The organism is Saccharothrix obliqua (assembly GCF_019375475.1).
GTDB classification, from domain to species: domain Bacteria; phylum Actinomycetota; class Actinomycetes; order Mycobacteriales; family Pseudonocardiaceae; genus Actinosynnema; species Actinosynnema obliqua.
Window position 1 is genome coordinate 518,852 of the sequence record NZ_JAHXGQ010000001.1, and the last position, 19,951, is coordinate 538,802.

Below are 19,951 nucleotides of genomic sequence, written 5' to 3' on the forward strand. Positions count from 1 at the left end.
TTCTGCACGTCCCTTAAGCTGAGCTGTACGATTCGGACATGTTGGACGTGCGACGAATGCAGGTGCTCCGGGCCGTGGTCACGACCGGCTCCATCACCGCCGCGGCGGTCAACCTCGGCTACACCCCGTCCGCGATCAGCCAGCAGGTCGCGGCCCTGGAGAAGCAGGCCGGGCTGCCGCTGCTGGACCGCGTCGGCCGCGGCGTGCGGCCCACCGTCGCGGGTCGGCTGCTCACCGAGCACGCCGCCCGGATCACCGACCGGCTGGTGGAGGCCGAGGCCGCGCTGGCGGACCTGCGGGAGGGTCGCACGGGTCGCCTGCGGGTCCGCTACTTCGCCACCGCCGGCGCCGCCCTCGTGCCGCCCGCCGTCGCCGCGTTCCGGGCCCGGCACGCCGACGTGCGGCTGGACCTGCGGCTGACCGAGCCGGACGACCCGCTGGCCGAGGTCGAGGCCGGTCGGGCGGACGTGGCGTTGTGCGTGTTCGCCCGCCTCGCCGAGCCGCCGCGCGGCGTGCACGTCGAGCACCTGCTGGATGACCCGTACCTGGCGGTCCTGCCGCGTGGGCACGACCTGGCGCGCAAGCGGGTGCTCGACCTGGCCGACCTGGCCGGGCAGCCGTGGGTGGACGCCGCGAACCCGCCGGGACCGTGCCGGGACATCGTGGTCGACGCCTGCGCGGCGGCCGGGTTCACGCCGAACCTGGTGGTGGAGGCCGACGACTACCCGACCGCGCAGGGCTTCGTGGCCGCCGGGCTCGGGGTCACCATCGTGCCCAAGCTCGGGCTGGGCGTCGTGCACCCGGGCGTGGTGGTCCGCAAGCTGCGGCGTCCCGAGCCGAACCGCGCGATCGGCGCGGCGGTCCGCGTGGACACCCTCACCTCACCCGCCGTGCGGACACTGCTGTCCGCCCTCCGCACCGCGGCCGCGGGCTGACGCCGCCGGGCTTCGGCTGTCGCGGGCGCTTGGTGCCGTGTGGTTTCGCTGCCCGGTCGGTGCCCGGTGCCTGGTCGCGTCGCTTGCCGTCCTGGGCCGTGGTCGTCGGCCGATCCCGCCGCCGGCGTGGTGCGGTGCGTGCCGCTGGTCGGTGCCCGGTGCCTGGTCGCGTCGCTTGCCGTCCTGGGCCGCGGCCGTCGGCCGATCCCGCAGCCGGCGTGGTGCGGTGCGCGCTGCCGGTCGGCCGCCCCCAACCCAGGCGGCCCGCCGCCGGCGCGGAGACCCCGCGTGGCGGCGGCCGGCACCGGCTAGGACTTGCTGATCGACTGCTCCTTGTCGATGAACAGCCCCTGGTTCTCCCACTTCAACGCGATCAGCTTGCGCTCGTGGGACGTCGAGCCGTCCTTCATCCCGAACGCGAGGTCGACCTCGTACGCGTACTCCGAGTTGAGCCTCATGTTGGTCAGCTCGACCGACTTCACGAGGTCCCACCAGCCCTTGTACCGGTCGTAGCCGCCGGCGGCGGCCTTCATGTCCGCGGTGAGCCGGTTGAAGCCCTCGTCGACGTTCGTCGGCATGAGCGCGAAGTAGTCCCGGATCGTCTGCTCCATCTGCGCCGCGGTCGGATCCGTGGTGATCTTGGGCGGCGGGGTGACGGTCTTCTCCGTCGACGTCGCGGACGGCTCGCCGCCGCCCGCCTGCTTGGGCTGCGTGGTCGGCGTGCCACCCGCCTGGTCGTCGGTGCTGCCGCCACCGCTGGTCAGCACGCTCGCCAGCAGGATGCCGACCACGGCGGCGGCCACGATGGCCAGCGCGGTGACCACCGTGGAGCGCTTGCTCTTGGCCAGGCCGCGACCGGCCGGGCGGGGTGCGGCGGCTGGTCGCGCGGCCGGCTTCGGCGCGGCGGCCGGGCGGGGCGGCGTGTGCGCGGGCGCGACGCGGGTCGCGGCGGGCGCGGGCGTCACCGGGCGGGTCGCCGCGGCGGGCGGCACGGGCGTGCCCCGCCACGACGGCGGGTTGTGCTGCGGCAGCGCCACCGGGAACTCGGGCGCGGCACGGCCGGCGGCCACGGCGGCGAGCGCCTCCTTGGCCTCGGCCATGGTCGGCCGGTCCTCCGGCTCGGCACGCAGCAGGCGCATCAGCAACGCGGTCAGCGGACCGGCCTGCTTGGGCGGCGTGACCTTGCCCGACGCGACCTGGTGCAGCAGCGCGATGGTGTTCTCGTTCAACCCGAACGGCGGCATCCCCTCGACCGCCGCGTACAACGTCGAGCCCAGCGAGAACACGTCCGACGGCGGACCGGGGTCGTAGCCCTTCGCGACCTCCGGCGCCAGGTAGGCGGGCGTGCCGGCGAGCATCCCGGTGGCCGTGACGGTGACGTCGCCGGTCGCGCGGGAGATGCCGAAGTCGGTGATCTTCACCGTGCCGTCGTCGCCGAGCAGCACGTTGCCGGGCTTGATGTCGCGGTGCACGATGCCCGCGTTGTGCGCGGCGGCCAGCGCCGACGCGACCTGCGAGCCGATGGCGGCCACCTCGCGCGGCGGCAGCGTGCCCCGCTCGGACAGCACCGTGGACAGGCTGTGCGACGGCAGGTACTCCATCACCAGCCACGGCTGCCCGTCGTCCTCGGCGACGTCGTAGACGGCGATGGCGTGCGGGTGCTGCAACCGGGCCGCGATGCGGCCCTCGCGCATCGCGCGGCGCTTCGCCTCGTCGGTGTCCGCCTCGGCCAGCCCCGGCTGGAGGAGCAGTTGCTTCACGGCGACGGTGCGGTGCAGGCGCTCGTCGTGCGCCTGCCAGACGATGCCCATGGCTCCGCTGCCGATCCGCCGGCCCAGTCGGTAGCGGCCGGCAACCAGGCGGCCATCGTCGGTCACAGGTGCTCCAAAGCTGCTCGGACTGGATCAGTGGCGAACACCGGTGACATCGCCACAAGGACAGGAGACGTTGCGGCACCCGGTGGGTTCGCCGTCCACCTTACGAGGTTCGTCAGCTGCCCTGTGCAGCCTCTGAAGTCGTGGGTGCGACGGAGGTGGTCTGTTTCGGCGTGGTCACCGGCACCGTCGTGGTGGTCGTGGTGGTCGTGGTCGTCGTAGTGGTGGTCGTGGTCGTCGTGGTGGTGGTCGTGGTCGGGATCGGCTCGTCGGTCGTCACCTCCACCGGCACCGTGGTGGTGGTCACCGGCGCGGTGGTGGTGGTCGTGGGCGGCGTGGTCGAGGAGCTGGTGTTGCTCGCCGGCGGCACCTTCGGCTGCTCGGCGTCGAACACGCCCAGCAGGACCAGCAGGAAACCGAGCAGCAGCAGGCTGCCCAGCACCACGGCGGCGACCACCAGCGGCCTGGTGTTGCCGTCCTTGGTGGGTGGCGGCGCCGCCACCGGGGTGGTCGGGCCGGACGTGCGCGGGCCCGGCCGCACCACGCGGGTCCGGTCCGCGTCCAGCACGGTCGTCGCGCCGGCCGCGGGCACCGCCGCCGGCGCGAGGCCGGCCACGGTCCCGGCGCGCCCGTTGGCGACCGCGTTGAGCATGTCCCGCGCCTGGGCCATGGTCGGCCGGTCGGCGGGGTCGTAGCTCAGCAGCGCCAGCAGGACGTCGGTCAGCGGCCCCTCGGTGGTCGGCGGGTTGATCCGCCCGGCGGCCACGGCGTGCAGCACGCCCAGGGTGTTCTCGCTGAGCCCGAACGGCGGCTCGCCCTCGGCCGCCGCGTACAGCGTGGAACCGAGGGAGAACACGTCCGAGGCGGGCGTGGGGTCCTGCCCGCGGGCGATCTCCGGCGCGAGGTACGCGGGCGTGCCGGCGATCAGGCCGGTCTTGGTCACCGTGACGTCGTCGCTGGCGCGGGAGATGCCGAAGTCGGTGATCTTCACCAGGCCGTTGTCGGCGAGCAGCACGTTGCCGGGCTTCACGTCCCGGTGCACGATGCCCGCCGCGTGCGCGGCGGCCAGCGCGGCGGCGGCCTGCGCGCCGATCCGCGCCACCTCCACCGGCTCCAGCGGCGCGTGCTCGGCCATCGTGTCGGCCAGGCTGCGGGACTGGAGGTACTCCATGACCAGGCACGGAGCGCCGTTCTCCTCGACCACGTCGTAGACGGCGATCGCGTTGGGGTGGTGCAGCTTGGCCGCGATCCGGCCCTCGCGCATGGCGCGCTGGATGGCCTCGTCCTGCTCGGTGGCGTCGAGGCTGGGCTGGAGCAGCAGCTGCTTGATCGCGACGATCCGACCCAGGCGCTCGTCCTGGGCCCGCCAGACGACGCCCATGGCGCCGCTGCCGATCCGGTCCAGGAAGCGGTAGCGCTCGGCGATCAGCTTGCCGTCGGTCACCGGACCACCTCGCTGGGGCGCTGCGCGACCGCGGCATGGGCAGCAGGTCTCACGCTCGGGCTCCTCGTCGTGCGGATCGGTGCGCGGACAGCCTACCCCGGCGGTGACGACGGCTTTCGGACCGTCGCGCAGGTCACGCGAGCTACGTTCAGACCGGGAAGGGATACCCGAAAGCGCCGCCTGAGGCCACCTGTTCGGGTGAAGATCGCGCGATTTGGGTCCGAACGGCCCAGCGGGCGGGGACCGGGCTACCGAGCCGGCGCGAAGAAGTCGAAACCACCGATGGGTTCGAGGATCTCGCCGAGGTCGACCCCGACGTCGAGGCCGGGCGAGGTGGTGGTGGGCGGCGCGGTGGTGCCGGAGGAGGGCGGCGGCGCGACGTCCGTCGACGGGGGCGCCACGGGCGTGCTGCTGGTCGGCGGCGGCGTCTCGCTGCTCGGGGGCGGCGTGCTGGTGGTCGGCGGCGCGGCGGGCGGCTCCTCGACCGGCGGCGGTGCCTGCTCGGTCGTGGTGGTCGGCGCGGGCCGCGGCTGCTGGGTGACGCGCGGGCGGGGCTGCTGGGTGTTCGGCGCGGCGGTCGACGCGGTGGTCGCGTCGGTGGTCTCGGCCACCTTCGGCGCGGCCTGCTGCGGCTTGGCGGCGGCCAGGTCCATCCCCACGGTGTTGGTGCTGCGCGCGGCCTGGCGGGCGTCGTACCTGACCTCGGCGAGCGGGCGCTCGTCGGGCGACGACAGCAGGTTGGACGCGGTGAACGCGACCGTGCCCGCGAGGACCACGCCGCCGCTCGCCAGGGCGACCAGCTTCGGCACGGAGAACCCGCCGCCGCGCTCCTCCTCGCCCGCCCGGCCCTCCCGGCGCAGCAGCTCGGTGATGTGCAGCTCGCGGCCGGACAGGTCGGTGGGCCGGAACCGCACGGTCTCCTCGTCGGTGATGCGCGGGATCGGCTGCGTCTCCGCTTCGCGCCGGGCGATCAGCTCCGCGACGGACAGCTGGGCCGTCGAGCTGTCCCACCGACGGCGTTTGTCGTCGTTCGACACCGGAGGTCACCTTTCCCGGAAGTGCTGATGCGCTACCGACCGGGAACATGGATACCGAATCGTGACCGAATCCGTAACCCCTTCGGTGGAACTTTCCTCGTCAACAACCAGATTTGTCTACGATCCGTGACGGAGCCCGTCGTGGTTGTCACGCTGCGTCAACCACGTTGGGCGGAGACGACCTCGGTGTCCACGATGCGCGGCGGGCTCGTGTCGGTCAGCGAGAACCGCTGCTCGACCCGCAACCACCGGCCCGAGCGCTCCTGCATCGACACCACCGCGAGCACCGTGCCGTCCGGCCGCAGCGCCGTCGACTCGGTGGTGATGGCCTGCACGCCGCTCCACGAGGCCGCGAAGTCCCGCGTGCTCGGGCCGACCAGCTCCGGGGTGAGCAGCCGGGCCGCGTCGGCGGGCTTGGCGGGCAGCAGCTCGTAGAACTGCCGCACCACGTCCACCTGCGGCTTGGACCGGGAGGCCGCCTCCTGCGGCGGCACCACCGGCCGGTCCGGCTCCATCGGCAGCTCCAGCGGCACCTCGTCCGCCGCCGGCGGCTGCGCCCGCACCGGCGGGCCGCCCAGTTCGGCGGCCAGCACGTCCGGCCGCAACGCCGAGGAGCCGGCGATGGCGGCGGGCGGCGCGACCGCGGGCGGTTCGGGACCGGCGTCCCGGTGGCTCGCCAGCAGCGCGGCCGTGGTGGTGAACGCGAGGAACACCGCCGCGCCGGTGGCCAGGCCCGCGACCTTGGCGGTGCGGTTGGTCGGCGGTGGCGGTGCCAGGTGGGCGGGCTCGGTGGCGGGCGCGCCCGCCCGACCGCGGGCCGGTGCCCGCAGCGGTGGGCGCTGCTTGCGGATCAGCTCGGCAACGGAGACCGAACCGGCCCGGTTGTGCCTGCGACCGCTCGTCGTAGGGCGCTGCACTGGCGACTCCCTCGTACCCGTGTCGTCGCCAGCACTCGTACCGCGTGCCACCTGCGCGAAGCCAGCCGAACCCGTGGGTTCACCCTTTCGTGGCGGCCAGCGGTCGCGGGGTATCCCTCGTTCAGGCGATCAAGCCCGGAGGTGTGCGTTCGCTAACGACCGTTAGGCGCTGTCCACCAGCCGCTCGGCTTCGATCAACGGCTCACCCGAGGTCGCGAACACGAGCTGCCGCTTCTCCGTGGTCGTCGTGCCGTCTTTCCTGGTCACGTGCAGCGTGCTCACCGTGACGCCGCGGGTGGCGTCCACGGTGATCTCGCTGACCCGCACCGCCGCGACGTCGCCGATCCGGTGCTCGAGCTGCGCCTCGGCGTCCGGCCGGAACGCGGCGGACACCAGCGCGATCGCGGCGTCCACGTTCGCCGCGGCCTGCTCGAAGAACCGCTGCGTGCGCAGCACGAGGGCCGCGCCGTCCACCACGGCGGGCGCGTCGCCCGCCACGGTGGTCACGGTCGGCTGGGGCGCCGCGCCGGGCCGCTGGCCGACGCCGGGCACGCCGTCCGGCACGGGCTCGCCCGGCGCGGTGTCGGGCACGACGGGCACGACGGCCGCCGGCTGCCGGGCCTCACCGGGCGACCAGGCGGCGTCCGCGCGGTCCACCCGCGGCACGTCCAGGCGGGCGGCGGTGGTCGGCGGCGTGGTGGTGGCCGCGGCGAACCCGCTGAGCAGCGGGCTCGCCGTGAGCTGGGCGGGCATCCCGATCCGCTGCTCGGGCGGGTGCACGCCGACCAGCTCGGCCGCCGCGTACGCCAGCCCGACCAGGACGGCGGCCGACGACAGGACGGCGAACCACGCGGCCCGCTTCCACGTCCGGGGCGGGGTGACGGACGCGGGCACCAGGCCGATGTTGAACTTGTGCAGGCCGACGACGTCGCTGTCGCACAGCGGGTCGCGGGTGCGCTGGAGCGGCAGCACGGGTTCGGGCGCGTCGCCCGCGGGCAGCCAGAGGACCGCCCGCTCGTCCGCCAGCCGGTGCCTGCCCGCTCGTGCCGGTTGCCCGAAGTCCATGGCTGTTGTGATCCCTCCCACCCCCGGCCCGCACGTGACTCGGGCCGAGATTCACCTGTTCAGGGCAGGGAACGAGGGGTGGGGCAGCCGGACCCTGCGCACGGCACAGGGTAGGTGCCGGGTCCCGGACCGGCCGGCCGGAGCAGCCCGGGGACACCCGACCCGGTGAAACTCAGCCGCCGCTGTTCAGCTTCCGCCGGCTGCTCTGCAACGAGTTCGTGGCGGCGAAGCCCGCGCCACCCGCGATCAGGGCGCCGATGATGTCGGACGCGACGCCCCCGCCCGTGGTCATCAGCAGGCCGACCAGCGCGATGACCGTGGTCACGCCGGCCACGGTCCACCGGCTGCGCACGTACTGCGCGACCGGTGCGCCCGCGGCGCGCTTGGCCTTGGCCGCCGAGCCGAGCATGGCGAGGTAGCCGTCGTGTGCGAGCGTGGCGAGCACGCCGAGGATTGCGATGAGGCCCGTGATGAGGCCGATGACTCCGCCCATGCGTCCAGTGTGCCCGCCGTTATTCCGCTTGGACCATCGGTGATCGCCCTGATATGCCCCTGGTGTGGAGTTGTACTGGCATGACGCCTGCCTGGAGCACGACACCGGGACCGGGCTGTGGGAGCTGCCGGGCCGGTGGGACTGGTTGGACGAACCCGAGCCGCACCCGGAGAACGCGGCCCGCCTGCGCACGTTCCGGCACGCGCTGGAGCACGGCCCGGTCGCGCCGCACCTCGCGTGGCGGGACGGCCGGTTCGCCACCGACGAGGAGCTGGGCCGCGTGCACGCGGCGGAGTACCTGGCGGCCCTGCGCGCGGCGTGCGCGACCGGCGAGCGGGTGGCGCTGGAGACCAACACGGTCGTCGGCCCCGGCTCGTGGGACGCGATCCGCGCCGCGGCCGGCACGGCGCTCGCCGCGTACGAGGCGGTCGAGTCCGGCCGCACGCGCCTGGCGTACGCCCTGGTCCGCCCGCCCGGCCACCACGCGCAACGCACGCGGCCCGACGGGTACTGCCTGGTCAACAACGCCGCCCTGGTCGCCGAGACGGCCCGCCGCGCCGGTCACCGGGTCGCCGTCCTCGACTGGGACGTCCACCACGGCAACGGCACGCAGGACGTCTTCGCGCACACCGACGAAGTGCTCACCGTGTCCGTGCACATGCGGCACGGCCCGTGGGGCGTGAACCACCCGCAGACCGGCGGCCCCGAGGAGAACGACCGGGGCAACCTGAACGTCGAGCTGTCGCTCGGCGCGGGCGACACCGCCTACCGGCGTGCCCTGGCCGAGGTCGCGCTGCCCGCGATCCGGGCGCACGGCGCGGACTTCCTGGTGTGCGCCTCCGGTTTCGACGGCTCGGCGTTCGACCCGAACGGCAGGCACAACCTGACCGCCGCGGGGTACCGGGACATCGGCCGGGAGGTGGCGGCGCTGGCCCTCCCGACCGTCCTCACCCAGGAGGGCGGCTACCTGCGGGGGTACGCCGCCCTGTGCCTGCACGCGCTGGTCGAGGGCCTGGTCGGGACCGGCCCGCTGCTGGACGACCCCCTGGCCTACGTGCCCGACGACACCCAACTGGTGGACCGCGACCTGGCCCGCGCGACTAGCGGCCGAGCGGGCCGCGACCCAGCTTGAGCAGGATCATGGCCAGGTCCCGGCCCTCGGGGCCGAGTTCCCGGTAGCGGTTGAGCACGTCGATCTCCCGGTTGTGCACGATCTTGGTGCCGCCCGCGGCCATGCGGGCGGCGCCGATCGTGCGGGAGACGTCGACCCGCCGCTTGACGATCCGCAGCAGCTCGGCGTCCAGGAAGTCGATCTCCTGGCGCAGGGCGTCGATGTCGGGCGCGGGCTCGGTGTCGCCGGCCTGCGGGGTTGCGGTTCCGGTGCTGTTCATCGAGGTGACCTCTCGACTCGGGTGGAATCCCGGCTCCCGGAAGCGACGAAGCCCCGGAATCCGAGGACTCCGGGGCTTCGTGGGTGCTTTGTCAGCGCTGGCGTTCCACGGGAGCCGGAGTCCGGGTCCCGTAGAAAAACTCGAAGTGAGCCACGCGCACGCCGTCATCATGCCACAGCCCGGCGTTGTCGGTGTCACCCGGTAACGTGAACCCACGATGAGCGCCTTGTTCGACTTGCCGCCAAGTCCCCCCGCGTCGCGGTCCACCGAGCTGCTGGACGACCTCAACCCGGCCCAGCGCCGGGCGGTCGAGCACGCCGGCTCCCCGTTGCTGGTCGTCGCGGGCGCGGGCTCCGGCAAGACCCGCGTGCTCACCCGCCGGATCGCGTACCTGCTCGCGCACCGGGGCGTGCACCCGGGCGAGGTCATGGCGATCACCTTCACCAACAAGGCCGCGGCCGAGATGAAGGAGCGCGTCGCCGACCTGGTGGGCTCGCGCGCCCGCGCGATGTGGGTGTCGACGTTCCACTCCATGTGCGTCCGGGTGATGCGGCGTGACGCGAAGACTCTCGGCCTGTCGTCGAACTTCTCCATCTACGACTCGGACGACACGCGCCGCCTCATCACGCTGGTCGCGCGCGACCTCGACCTGGACCCGAAGCGGTACCCGGCCCGCACGCTGGCCATCCACATCTCGAACCTGAAGAACGAGCTGGTGGACGTCGAGACCGCCAAGGAGCGGGCGGGCAACGACCTGGAGCGCCGGGTCGCCGAGGTGTACGAGAGCTACCAGCGGCGGCTGGTCGAGTCGAACTCGCTGGACTTCGACGACCTGATCATGCGGACCGTCGAGCTGCTCCAGCGGCACCCGGACGTGGCCGAGCACTACCGCCGCCGGTTCCGGCACGTGCTGGTGGACGAGTACCAGGACACCAACCACGCGCAGTACACGCTGGTCCGCGAGCTGGTCGGCACCGGCGCGGACGGCGTGCCGCCCGCCGAGCTGTGCGTGGTGGGCGACGCCGACCAGTCGATCTACGCGTTCCGCGGCGCGACCATCCGCAACATCGTGGAGTTCGAGCGCGACTACCCGCAGGCCACGACGATCCTGCTGGAGCAGAACTACCGCTCCACGCAGAACATCCTGGCCGCCGCCAACGCGGTCATCTCGCGCAACCCGGACCGCCGGGACAAGCGCCTGTGGAGCGACCTGGGCGACGGGGAGAAGATCGTCGGCTACGTCGCGGACAACGAGCACGACGAGGCGGCGTTCGTCGCGGGCGAGATCGACCGGCTGGTGGACGGCGGCGAGGCGAACAACGGCGAGATCGCCGTGTTCTACCGGACCAACAACCAGTCCCGCGTGTTCGAGGAGATCTTCATCCGGCTGGGCCTGCCGTACCGGGTCGTCGGCGGTGTCCGGTTCTACGAGCGGCGCGAGGTGCGGGACGCGCTGGCGTACCTGCGCGCGCTCGCCAACCCCGACGACACGGTGTCGCTGCGCCGCATCCTGAACGTGCCCAAGCGGGGCATCGGCGACCGCGCCGAGGCGTGCGTGTCGACCTACGCGGAGCGCGAGCGGATCAGCTTCGCGCAGGCGTTGCGCGCGGCGGTCGAGGGCCGGGTGCCGCTGCTCAACCCCCGGTCGCAGCGGGCGATCGCGGGTTTCGTGGCGTTGCTGGACGAGCTGGGCGAGCTGGTGGCGCGTGGTGACGACGTGGCCGACGTGCTGGAGGCCGTGCTGGACCGCACCGCGTACCGGGCGGAGCTGGAGGCTAGCGACGACCCCCAGGACCACACCCGCGTGGAGAACCTGAACGAACTGGTCACGGTGGCCCGCGAGTTCACCGACCTGGGTTCGGCGACGCAGGTGCCCGCCGAGGACGAGGGCCTGCCCGCGGAGGGCTCGCTGGCCGCGTTCCTGGAGCGCGTGTCGCTGGTCGCGGACGCCGACCAGGTGCCGGACGCGGAGTCCGACGGCGTGGTCACCCTGATGACGCTGCACACCGCGAAGGGCCTGGAGTACCCGGTGGTGTTCTGCACCGGCTGGGAGGACGGCGTCTTCCCGCACATGCGCGCGCTGGGCGACCCGACCGAGCTGGCCGAGGAGCGGCGGCTCGCGTACGTGGGCATCACGCGGGCGCGGCAGCGGCTGTACCTGTCGCGCGCGCTGGTGCGCTCGGCGTGGGGCCAGCCGTCGGCCAACCCGGCGTCCCGGTTCCTGGACGAGATCCCGGCCGACCTGGTCGAGTGGCGGCGGGTGGAGCCGAAGCGCTCCGCGCCGGCCGCGGCGACCACGTGGGGCCGCCGCTCGGACGGCCCGTCGCGGCCCGCGCCGACCAACGCGGCGTGGAAGGACACGCCCGCGCTGAAGCTGGACGTCGGCGACCGCGTGAGCCACGACAAGTACGGGCTGGGCAGCGTCATCGCGGTGGACGGCACGGGCCCGCGCGCGACCGCCACGATCGACTTCGGCAGCGCGGGCAAGGTGCGGCTGATGCTCATCGGCGGCGTGCCGCTGGTGAAGCTCTGACCCTCCCGGAGATACCGGAAGTCACGCGCAACCCGATTCGCACCCGCGCGTCTTAAGGGGTGTCCCAAGCGGATGACCGGGGCGTTCGGGGCGTTCCGGTCAGGGGGAGCCGCTTGCGGGTGAGGTGCGCGGGAGCCGTTTTCGGGGGCGGCGACCGCACCGGGGGGAGACCCGGCGGAGGCGGCCACCTCCGGAGGTGTGCTCCCCGAGGGGTTGCTCCAGGGGTGGGCAGTACCGGGAAGGGCCCGGGTCGCGTGCGGCGACCCGGGCCCTTCCTCCTCTTGTACCGCGTTCAGACGCTGATGCCCCTGGCGTTCAGCCAGCTCAGCGGGTTGATCTTGGTCTTGGCGCTCGGCTCCCAGACCTCGAAGTGCAGGTGCGGGCCGGTGGAGAAGCCGCGGTTGCCCATCCGGGCGATCTGCTCGCCGGCCTGGACCTGCTGGCCCTGGCGCACCGAGTAGGTGTCGACGTGGCCGTAGACGGTGATCGTGCCGTCCTCGTGCTGGACGCGGACCCACAGGCCGAAACCGCTGGCCTGACCCGCCTCGATCACGACGCCGTCGGCGGCGGCCAGGATCGGCGTGCCGATCGGGCCCGCGATGTCGATGCCGTAGTGCATCTCGCCCCACCGGCCGCCGAAGCCGGAGGTGTACGTGCCGTTCGCGGGCCGGGAGAACTTGGGGCGCTTGGCCTCGGCCTCGGCCGCCTCGCGGTCCTCGGTGATCCGGGCGCTCTTGGCGAGCTTCTGCGCCTCGCCCGCCGTGTCGACGGTCTTCGCGACCGGCAGGACCTGCGGTGCGGCGGGGCCGGTGCCGCCGACGCCGAACGCGGCGGCGCCGTCGGAGGCGTTGGCGAGCGGGGTGATCTCGTCGGCCGCCGGTGCGTCGGAGCCGGAACCCAGGGCGTGCAGCGTCTGCCCGGCGCCCGCGGCGGCGAACGCGCCGACCGCGACGGCGGCGACCACGATCCGGCCGCGCAACGCCGAGGGGGGCGGCGGGAGCCGGTGGGCGCCGGTGTCGCGCGAGGCGGCCGGAACGGCGCGTTCGGTCGCCTCGTCGAGCACTGCGGAACTGCTATGGCCGCCGGGGGAGCGGTGTCGGGACAAAACCTGGCCTTCCGTCTTCGGGGAGTCCGGTCGACACCGGGCGGGGGATCCCGGTTTGAGCCGGTCGGGGTACCGACTCGCTCTCCTGCTCGTGACCAGACCGTGACAACGGACCGGGGGACAGTAACGGGGCGGAAGGCTCGTAGGCAATCCCCGGCCCGGATGTCTACCGATTAGCGGTCGGCGCGCGAGTGGGCGGTTCGGGTGGTGACCCTGCGTCACGCCCGGCTCACGAAACCCCTCACTTACAGGCACGATGTGGCCGACCATCGGGTCGACCATTCGAGTGATGACGGCCACGACCACGTGCGCAGGGCGGAAGACGTTCGACACCGAATGGTGACCTGAATCACGTATCCGGTGCTCCACCGGGGCCAGTGACCCTGGGCCGACCGGAGGCGGCGCGCACCGCAAATCCCGCGACCGCGCCTTCGCAGCGCCCCCGACAGCACTGCGAAGGCCGGCCGGTGGTCCCCGTTGCCGTGCACCGCGCGACCTGGGTGCCCGGCACGCCACCCGCCAAAACCGGACCACGCCGACAGTCGCCCGATCGGGGGGAGTTCGACGTGGTGCCCCCGGGCCCCGCGCGAACGCGGCGCGTCACCGGCACGCCCACCCCGACGTCACGTCCCCCAGCACGTGACTGGGCGGCCGGCACCTCCCCCGTACACCATCAACCGCCACGGGCCCCGGACATTCCCGACCGGGCGGCGCAGCTTTGCTAGCGTCGGTCCCGATGATCCGAACCGCTGACCCGGCGACCCCGGCGCTCGGGCTCGCCGCGGCGGGCGCGGCGTGCGCCGTGGCCGGCCCCCTGGTCTCCGTGGTCGACGGCAGCGCGCCACCCGCGTTCACCGCGTGGCCGCTGCTCGCCGTCCTGGCCCTGCTCCCGGTGGCCGTGTCCGCCTTCTTCCTGCTGCGCGGGCGGAGCACGACGGCCGCCGCCGCGCTGGTGCCCGCCGGGGTGTTCGCGGTCGGCCGGTTCCTGATCGACCTCCAGATCCTCCGCGACCCGGTGCTCGCCACCCGGCCCGAGCTGCTGCGCCCGGACAGCCTGTCCGGGCCGGAGCCCGTGTTCGGCGCGTGGCTGCTGCTCGCGGGCCACGTCCTGACCTGCGCGGCGGGCGTGGTCGCGCTGACCCGCGTCGACCGGGAGGGCGGCCGGGCCGAGCGGTTCGGCCTGCCCGCCGCGGCGGGCGTGGTGGCGGCGGTCGGCCTGTTCATGGCCCCCTACCGGTCGTCCGACGCGTTCATCCCGGCCGGCGGTCCGCTGGACGCGCCGCCGCTGCCGTTCGCGGGCGGGCTGCTGGTGCTGCTCGCCGCGCCGGTCACCGCCGTCCTCGCGGCCAGCTCCGGCGACCCCGACACGCGCCGCGGCGGCCTGCTCGGCACCGCCGCCGCCCTGGTGGCCCTCGGCGCGCCCGGCCTGGCGACCGCCTCCGCCCTGGACCGGGTGGACGTGGCGCCCGGCCCGTTCCTCGTGCTCGCCGCCGCCGTCGCGCTCGTGTGGTCGACCACCGACAAGAAGGAGCGCGACCTGGCGCTGCCCGGCCGCGGGCGGCTGCACGTGATCGCCGCCGCGCTGGGCGTCGCGACCGGTGCGAGCGCGGCCCTCGGCGCGCTGCTGGACCACCTGGCCGTGCCGGAGGGCGTCACCCAGCCCACCGACTACGCGGCACGCCTGCTGTGGCCGGCGGCGGTGGCCGTGGCGCTGCTCGGGCTGCTGCCGCGGGCGCGGCCCGCGTTCGCCGTAGCCACCGCGACCGTGCCGCTGGCCGCCGGGCTCGCCCTGGACGCCGCGTTCAACGCCACCCGGGTCCCGTTCGTCGAACCGGCCGCGGGCGTGTGGTGGACGGCGCTCGCGGTGGTGCTCGCCGCCGCCGCCGCGATCACCGCCGCCCTGGCGGGCGCGGTCGAGCGGGACGAGGAGGGCGCGTCCCGGGTGCCGCCGCCGCTGCCGCTGGTCGCCGCGTGCCTGACGGCGGCGCTGCTCGCGGTGGGCGCGTTCGCCCTGCCCGTGCTCCGCGCGCCGGACTACGCGCCGATCACGGCGTTCGGCCTGCGGGTCGGCTCGTGGGGCCTGCTGATCGCGCTGCTGGCCGTGCTCGCCGCGGCCGGGCTGGCGCTGGTGTCGCGGCCGGGCCCCGGCGCGGCGCTGCTGCTCGGCGCGGCGTGCGTGACCGCGACCAGGGCGCTGGAGTACCCGTTCAGCGAGTCCCGCGCCGCCGCCACGACGCCCGGACCCGGGCTGTGGCTGGCGCTCGCGACCACCGCGGCGCTGCTCGTCGGTGCCACCGCCGAAGCCGCCCGCGCCCGCCGCGCGGTGCGCGGGTGATCGACCTCACCGCCTTTATGACCGACCTCACGGGTATGGGGTGCGGTGTGGTCCGCGCAGGTCGATAGTGTTCTGCGCAGCCGCGTCGCAGCCGGTCCCCCCACGGCTATGCCGGCGTTCCAGGTGATGCCTGGTACGTGGACGCACCAGGCCATGGCCTGGAGCGCCGGACAATCGAGGACCGCACCAGGGCGCGGTGTCCGACACCGACGTCGCAGGAGACCCGAGTGGACCTGTACGAGTACCAGGCGAAGGACCTCTTCGCCGCCCACGATGTCCCGGTGCTGCCGGGCGACGTGGCGAGCACGCCCGCCGAAGCCAAGGCCATCGCCGAGCGCTTCGGTCAGACCGTCGTAGTCAAGGCCCAGGTCAAGACGGGTGGCCGTGGCAAGGCGGGTGGCGTCAAGCTCGCCGAGTCCCCGGACGAGACCGAGGCCAAGGCCGAGGCGATCCTCGGGTTGGACATCAAGGGCCACGTCGTGCACCGCGTGCTGGTGACCCCCGCGTCCGACATCGCCGAGGAGTATTACTTCTCCTTCCTGCTCGACCGCGCCAACCGCACGTTCCTCGCGATGGCGTCCGTCGAGGGCGGTATGGACATCGAAGAGGTCGCCGCCACGAAGCCGGAAGCGCTGGCGAAGGTGCCCGTGGACGCCGTCAAGGGCGTCGACCGGGCCAAGGCCGACGAGATCGTCGCCGCCGCCAAGTTCCCCGCCGAGGTGGCCGACCAGGTCGCCGAGGTCGTCGTGAAGCTGTGGGAGACCTTCGTCCGCGAGGACGCGACCCTCGTCGAGGTCAACCCGCTCGTCCGCGACCCGGAGGGCCGGATCGTCGCCCTCGACGGCAAGGTCACGCTGGACGAGAACGCGTCCTTCCGCCACCCCGACCACGAGGCCCTGGTCGACAAGCAGGCCGAGGACCCGCTGGAGGCCAAGGCCAAGGCGAAGAACCTCAACTACGTCAAGCTCGACGGCCAGGTCGGCATCATCGGCAACGGCGCGGGCCTCGTCATGTCCACGCTGGACGTCGTCGCCTACGCGGGCGAGAAGCACAACGGCGTGAAGCCGGCCAACTTCCTGGACATCGGCGGCGGCGCGTCCGCCGAGGTGATGGCCAACGGGCTGGACATCATCCTGCACGACCCGGACGTCCGCAGCGTCTTCGTCAACGTCTTCGGCGGCATCACCGCCTGCGACGCGGTGGCGAACGGCATCGTCAAGGCCCTGGAGATCCTGGGCGACGAGGCCACCAAGCCGCTGGTCGTCCGCCTCGACGGCAACAACGTGGAGGAGGGGCGCCGCATCCTGGCGGACGCCAACCACCCGCTGGTGACCGTTGTCGACACGATGGACAACGCGGCCGACAAGGCCGCCGAACTCGCCGCTGCGGGGGTCTGACGATGGCTATCTTCATCAACAAGGACAGCAAGGTCATCGTCCAGGGCATGACCGGGGCCGAGGGCACCAAGCACACCAAGCGGATGCTGGCGTCCGGCACGACCATCGTCGGCGGCGTGAACCCGCGCAAGGCGGGCGAGAAGGTCGACTTCGACGGCAACGTGCTGCCGGTGTTCGGCACCGTGACCGAGGCCATGGAGGCCACCGGCGCGAACGTGACCGTGATCTTCGTCCCGCCGGCCTTCGCGAAGGCCGCCGTGGTCGAGGCCATCGACGCCGGCATCGAGCTGGCCGTCGTGATCACCGAGGGCATCCCGGTGCACGACACCGCCGCGTTCTGGGCGCACGCCGTGGCCACCGGCAACAAGACCCGGATCATCGGCCCGAACTGCCCCGGCCTGATCAGCCCCGGGCAGTCCAACGCGGGCATCATCCCGGCCAACATCTCCGGCGCCGGCAAGATCGGCCTGGTGTCCAAGTCGGGCACGCTGACCTACCAGATGATGTACGAGCTGCGGGACTTCGGGTTCTCCACCGCCATCGGCATCGGCGGCGACCCGATCATCGGCACCACGCACATCGACGCGCTGGCGGCCTTCGAGGCCGACCCGGACACCGCGGCGATCGTGATGATCGGCGAGATCGGCGGCGACGCCGAGGAGCGGGCCGCGGCCTACATCAAGGACAACGTCACCAAGCCGGTCGTCGGCTACGTGGCGGGCTTCACCGCGCCCGAGGGCAAGACCATGGGCCACGCGGGCGCGATCGTGTCCGGTTCCGCCGGCACCGCGCAGGCCAAGAAGGAAGCGCTGGAGGCGGCGGGCGTGAAGGTCGGCAAGACGCCGTCCGAGACCGCCGCGCTCATGCGGGAGATCATGCAGTCCATCGGCTGACGGCCACCCGTGTGCACAGGCCGTTCCCGGTGACGGGGATGGCCTGTGCGCCGTTTCGACGCGGGTCGATGCGCACATCCGGTGGAACCAAGAAGGTCCGGTGGTCGTCGGAGAGTGCGCATCGGCTAGCGTTCAGCCGTCGCTGCCGTTTCCGTAGGTGGAGGAGGAGACCTCGCCATGTCCGTGCCGTACGGCGCCCCTCAGCAGCAGCCGGGTCCGGCGCAGCAGCCGGCGGTGGGCGTCAACCTGACCCTCATCCTCCCGCTGGTCGCGGCAGGTCTGGGGCTCATCGCCTACCTCCTGGCCTTCGCCGACGACGTGCCGTCGTTCGGCACCGTCGAGTACCTGCTCGCCGCCGCCGCGCTCGCGGGCCTCACCGCGCTGCCCAAGGCGCCCAAGCTGCTGCCCGCCGCGGCGGTGCTGTCCGCGGTGCCCACGCTGCTGTTCCTCCAGGGGATCATCAAGAGCGAGGGCAGCGTCAAGGGCATGCACATCGTGCTGCTGATCATCGCGTTGCTGGAGACGGCGGCGATCGTGCTCAGCCTGCTGGTCGACACGGGCGTGGTGAAGTTCGAGCCGAAGCCCGCCAACCCGTACGGCCAGCCCGGCGGCTGGAACCCGCAGTCCGGCGCGTTCCCGCAGCCCGGCCAGCAGCAGCCCGGTCAGTACGGCCCGCCGTCCGGCCAGTTCGGCGCGCAGCAGCCGCCCCAGCAGCAGCCCGGTGGTGCGCCGCAGCCGACGTCGTACATGCCGCAGCCCGGCCAGTTCAACCAGCCCGGCCAGCAGCAGCCCGGTCAGCCGGGCACGCCGCCCGGCGGGTTCGGCGGCCAGCCGCAGGGCTGATCCGCGTCGTGGGAGGGGTGGTGCCGGTTCGCCGGCGCCACCCCTCCTCGCGTGCGCGGCGTGCCTCACCCGGTCGGCCCAGCAGTCCTGACACAGTGGGAAGATGCCGGTGCTGCAAACGTCTTCGCACGGCGCCGTGACGGATTCCGTGCGCCCGCCCGAGTTCTCCCGCGCGGAACGGGCCCGGGTGCTCGCCATGACGGCCGCCGGCTCCGTGGTGGTCAGCTACGCCGCCGTGGCGGCGCTCCTCGCCCTGGTCTCGTCCACCGCCGCGCACGCCCGGTTCTCCACCACCGGCGTGCTGACGGCGTCCGCGCCCGGCTGGCTGGTGGCCCACCACGTGCCGCTGCGGTTCGACGGCGGTCAGCTCGGCGTCCTGCCGCTGCTGCCGACCGTGCTGCTGATGCTGCTGGTGTCGCGGGCGGCGGCCGGCGCGGCGGACCGGCTGGGCCTGTTCGAACCGCTCCAGGCGCGTGGCGTGGTGCTCAGCATCGCCGGCGCGCACGCGGTGGTCGGCGGCGTGATCGCGTTCCTGATGGGCGACGGCGGCGTGGTGCGCGCGACGCCCGCCGTGGCGTTCTTCGGGTGCGCGGCGGTGTCCGCCGTGGCGGCGGTGGCCGGTGTGGCGCAGCGGTGCGGCCTGGTCGAGGTCGTGTTCGAGCGGATCGACCCGGTGGCGCGGCGTGGTTTGCGCGCGGGCGCGCTGGGCCTGTTCGCGTTGGCGGCGGCGGGCGCGCTGGTGCTGGCGTGCGGGCTGGCCGTGTCGTGGCCGGTGACCAGCTCCCTGTTCGACCAGGCGGGCGGCACCCTCGGCACCGGGCTCGGGATCTTCCTGATGTGCCTCGCCTACCTGCCGAACGCGGTGGTCGGCGCCCTGTCGTACGTCGCGGGCGCGGGTTTCTCCATCGGCGCGGTCGCGGTGAGCCCCACCGCGTTCACCGGCGGTCCGGTGCCCGCCGTGCCGCTGCTGGCCGCGCTGCCCGAGACGCAGAGCCCGCTGCTGCCGCTGGTCCTGGTGCTGCCGGGTGCGATCGGGGTGCTGGTCGGGTGGTCCCTGCGGGACGCCGCCGACACACCCCGTGCCCGCCTGCGTGCCGCGCTGGTGGCCGCCGTGACCGCCGCGGTGGGCGTGCTGGTGCTGGCCGCCGTCGCGGGCGGGAGCCTGGGTGGTGGCGTGTTCGACCCGGTGACCGTGCCGGCCGGGTTGCTGGCCGTGATCGTGTTCGGGTGGCTGGCGGTGCCCGGCGGCGTGGTGGCGTGGTTCGCCGGCCCGCGCCCGGCGCCGGTGCCCGTCGAGCCCGTCGCCGAGGAACCGGCGGACACCCCGGAGCCCGACCCGGACGTCGAGGAGGAGGAGTTCGAGGACGACGAGGACGACGAGGCGTACGAGGAAGAACTCGACGAGCTGGAGGAGGAGTTCGAAGAGGAGGAGGACGACTACGACCTCTCCGAAGACGACGAGGACCTGTCCGAGGACTTCCCGGACGACGAGCCCGACCTCTCCCTGTCCGACGAGCCGGACCCCTCTGCGTCGGACCCCTCTGCGTCGGATCTCTCCGCGTCCGGCGAACCGGCTCCCGACTCACCCGGCGACGCGTCCACCGGCACCGGCGATTCCACCCCGCGCGACGACGAGCAGGACCTGGCCGACAAGCGCGACCAGCCACCGCATAGGCTCTCCTGAGCTGC

16 protein-coding genes are annotated in these 19,951 nt (G+C 73.7%); 8 read left to right on the forward strand and 8 right to left on the reverse strand.

The genetic code is table 11. The features are described 5' to 3' along the window. Positions 1-38: 38 nt before the first annotated feature. On the forward strand, positions 39-935 hold the full coding sequence (locus KZQ38_RS02695) for a LysR family transcriptional regulator (protein ID WP_219437998.1): 897 nt from the start codon (positions 39-41) through the stop codon (positions 933-935). Positions 936-1,243: 308 nt separating this feature from the next. Here KZQ38_RS02695 and KZQ38_RS02700 read toward each other — a convergent pair whose 3' ends face one another. From KZQ38_RS02700 to KZQ38_RS02725, 6 genes are all read right to left on the reverse strand, one after another. Continuing rightward, entirely contained in the window at positions 1,244-2,812 is a 1,569-nt protein-coding gene (locus KZQ38_RS02700) for a serine/threonine-protein kinase (RefSeq protein ID WP_219438000.1), read from the reverse strand. Between the two features lie 112 nt (positions 2,813-2,924). Beyond that, positions 2,925-4,253, reverse strand: a complete 1,329-nt coding sequence (locus KZQ38_RS02705) for a serine/threonine-protein kinase (protein ID WP_308258206.1) — start codon at positions 4,251-4,253, stop codon at positions 2,925-2,927. Positions 4,254-4,501: 248 nt separating this feature from the next. Beyond that, positions 4,502-5,290 carry a hypothetical protein gene (locus KZQ38_RS02710; protein ID WP_219438002.1) on the reverse strand — a complete coding sequence of 263 codons (789 nt, stop codon included), beginning with the start codon at positions 5,288-5,290 and terminating at the stop codon, positions 4,502-4,504. A gap of 158 nt (positions 5,291-5,448) precedes the next feature. Further along, entirely contained in the window at positions 5,449-6,207 is a 759-nt protein-coding gene (locus tag KZQ38_RS02715) for a hypothetical protein (RefSeq protein WP_219438004.1), read from the reverse strand. A 162-nt stretch (positions 6,208-6,369) separates the two neighbouring features. Next, on the reverse strand, positions 6,370-7,272 hold the full coding sequence (locus KZQ38_RS02720; RefSeq protein ID WP_219438006.1) for a hypothetical protein: 903 nt from the start codon (positions 7,270-7,272) through the stop codon (positions 6,370-6,372). 172 nt (positions 7,273-7,444) lie between these two features. Continuing rightward, positions 7,445-7,765 carry a hypothetical protein gene (locus KZQ38_RS02725; protein ID WP_219438008.1) on the reverse strand — a complete coding sequence of 107 codons (321 nt, stop codon included), beginning with the start codon at positions 7,763-7,765 and terminating at the stop codon, positions 7,445-7,447. A gap of 64 nt (positions 7,766-7,829) precedes the next feature. Here KZQ38_RS02725 and KZQ38_RS02730 point away from each other — a divergent pair, with 64 nt between their 5' ends. After that, positions 7,830-8,897, forward strand: coding sequence for an arginase family protein (locus KZQ38_RS02730; RefSeq protein ID WP_219438010.1), 1,068 nt, complete (start codon positions 7,830-7,832; stop codon positions 8,895-8,897). On the opposite strand, the gene KZQ38_RS02735 is transcribed toward KZQ38_RS02730, so the two are convergent. Then, complete coding sequence (locus tag KZQ38_RS02735) at positions 8,866-9,156, reverse strand: chorismate mutase (protein ID WP_219438012.1); 291 nt, start codon at positions 9,154-9,156, stop codon at positions 8,866-8,868. The two genes, KZQ38_RS02730 and KZQ38_RS02735, sit on opposite strands and share 32 nt — an antisense overlap. 217 nt (positions 9,157-9,373) lie before the next feature. Here KZQ38_RS02735 and pcrA point away from each other — a divergent pair, with 217 nt between their 5' ends. Next, positions 9,374-11,689, forward strand: coding sequence for a DNA helicase PcrA (gene pcrA, locus KZQ38_RS02740; protein ID WP_219438014.1), 2,316 nt, complete (start codon positions 9,374-9,376; stop codon positions 11,687-11,689). 292 nt (positions 11,690-11,981) lie between these two features. On the opposite strand, the gene KZQ38_RS35830 is transcribed toward pcrA, so the two are convergent. After that, positions 11,982-12,752, reverse strand: a complete 771-nt coding sequence (locus KZQ38_RS35830) for a M23 family metallopeptidase (RefSeq protein ID WP_308258207.1) — start codon at positions 12,750-12,752, stop codon at positions 11,982-11,984. Positions 12,753-13,530: 778 nt separating this feature from the next. On the opposite strand from KZQ38_RS35830, the gene KZQ38_RS02750 reads away from it, so the two are divergent. From KZQ38_RS02750 to KZQ38_RS02770, 5 genes are all read left to right on the forward strand, one after another. Beyond that, entirely contained in the window at positions 13,531-15,129 is a 1,599-nt protein-coding gene (locus KZQ38_RS02750; protein WP_219438016.1) for a hypothetical protein, read from the forward strand. A gap of 227 nt (positions 15,130-15,356) precedes the next feature. Then, positions 15,357-16,526 (forward strand): ADP-forming succinate--CoA ligase subunit beta, encoded by a 1,170-nt coding sequence (gene sucC / locus KZQ38_RS02755; protein WP_219438018.1) that lies wholly within the window; start codon positions 15,357-15,359, stop codon positions 16,524-16,526. Between the two features lie 2 nt (positions 16,527-16,528). Beyond that, positions 16,529-17,419 carry a succinate--CoA ligase subunit alpha gene (gene sucD / locus KZQ38_RS02760; RefSeq protein WP_219438020.1) on the forward strand — a complete coding sequence of 297 codons (891 nt, stop codon included), beginning with the start codon at positions 16,529-16,531 and terminating at the stop codon, positions 17,417-17,419. A 177-nt stretch (positions 17,420-17,596) separates the two neighbouring features. Then, positions 17,597-18,262, forward strand: coding sequence for a DUF5336 domain-containing protein (locus KZQ38_RS02765; protein ID WP_219438022.1), 666 nt, complete (start codon positions 17,597-17,599; stop codon positions 18,260-18,262). Between the two features lie 103 nt (positions 18,263-18,365). Next, the gene (locus tag KZQ38_RS02770; protein ID WP_219438024.1) at positions 18,366-19,946 is read left to right on the forward strand and encodes a cell division protein PerM; all 1,581 of its coding nucleotides are present in this window, start codon (positions 18,366-18,368) and stop codon (positions 19,944-19,946) included. Positions 19,947-19,951: the final 5 nt, after the last annotated feature.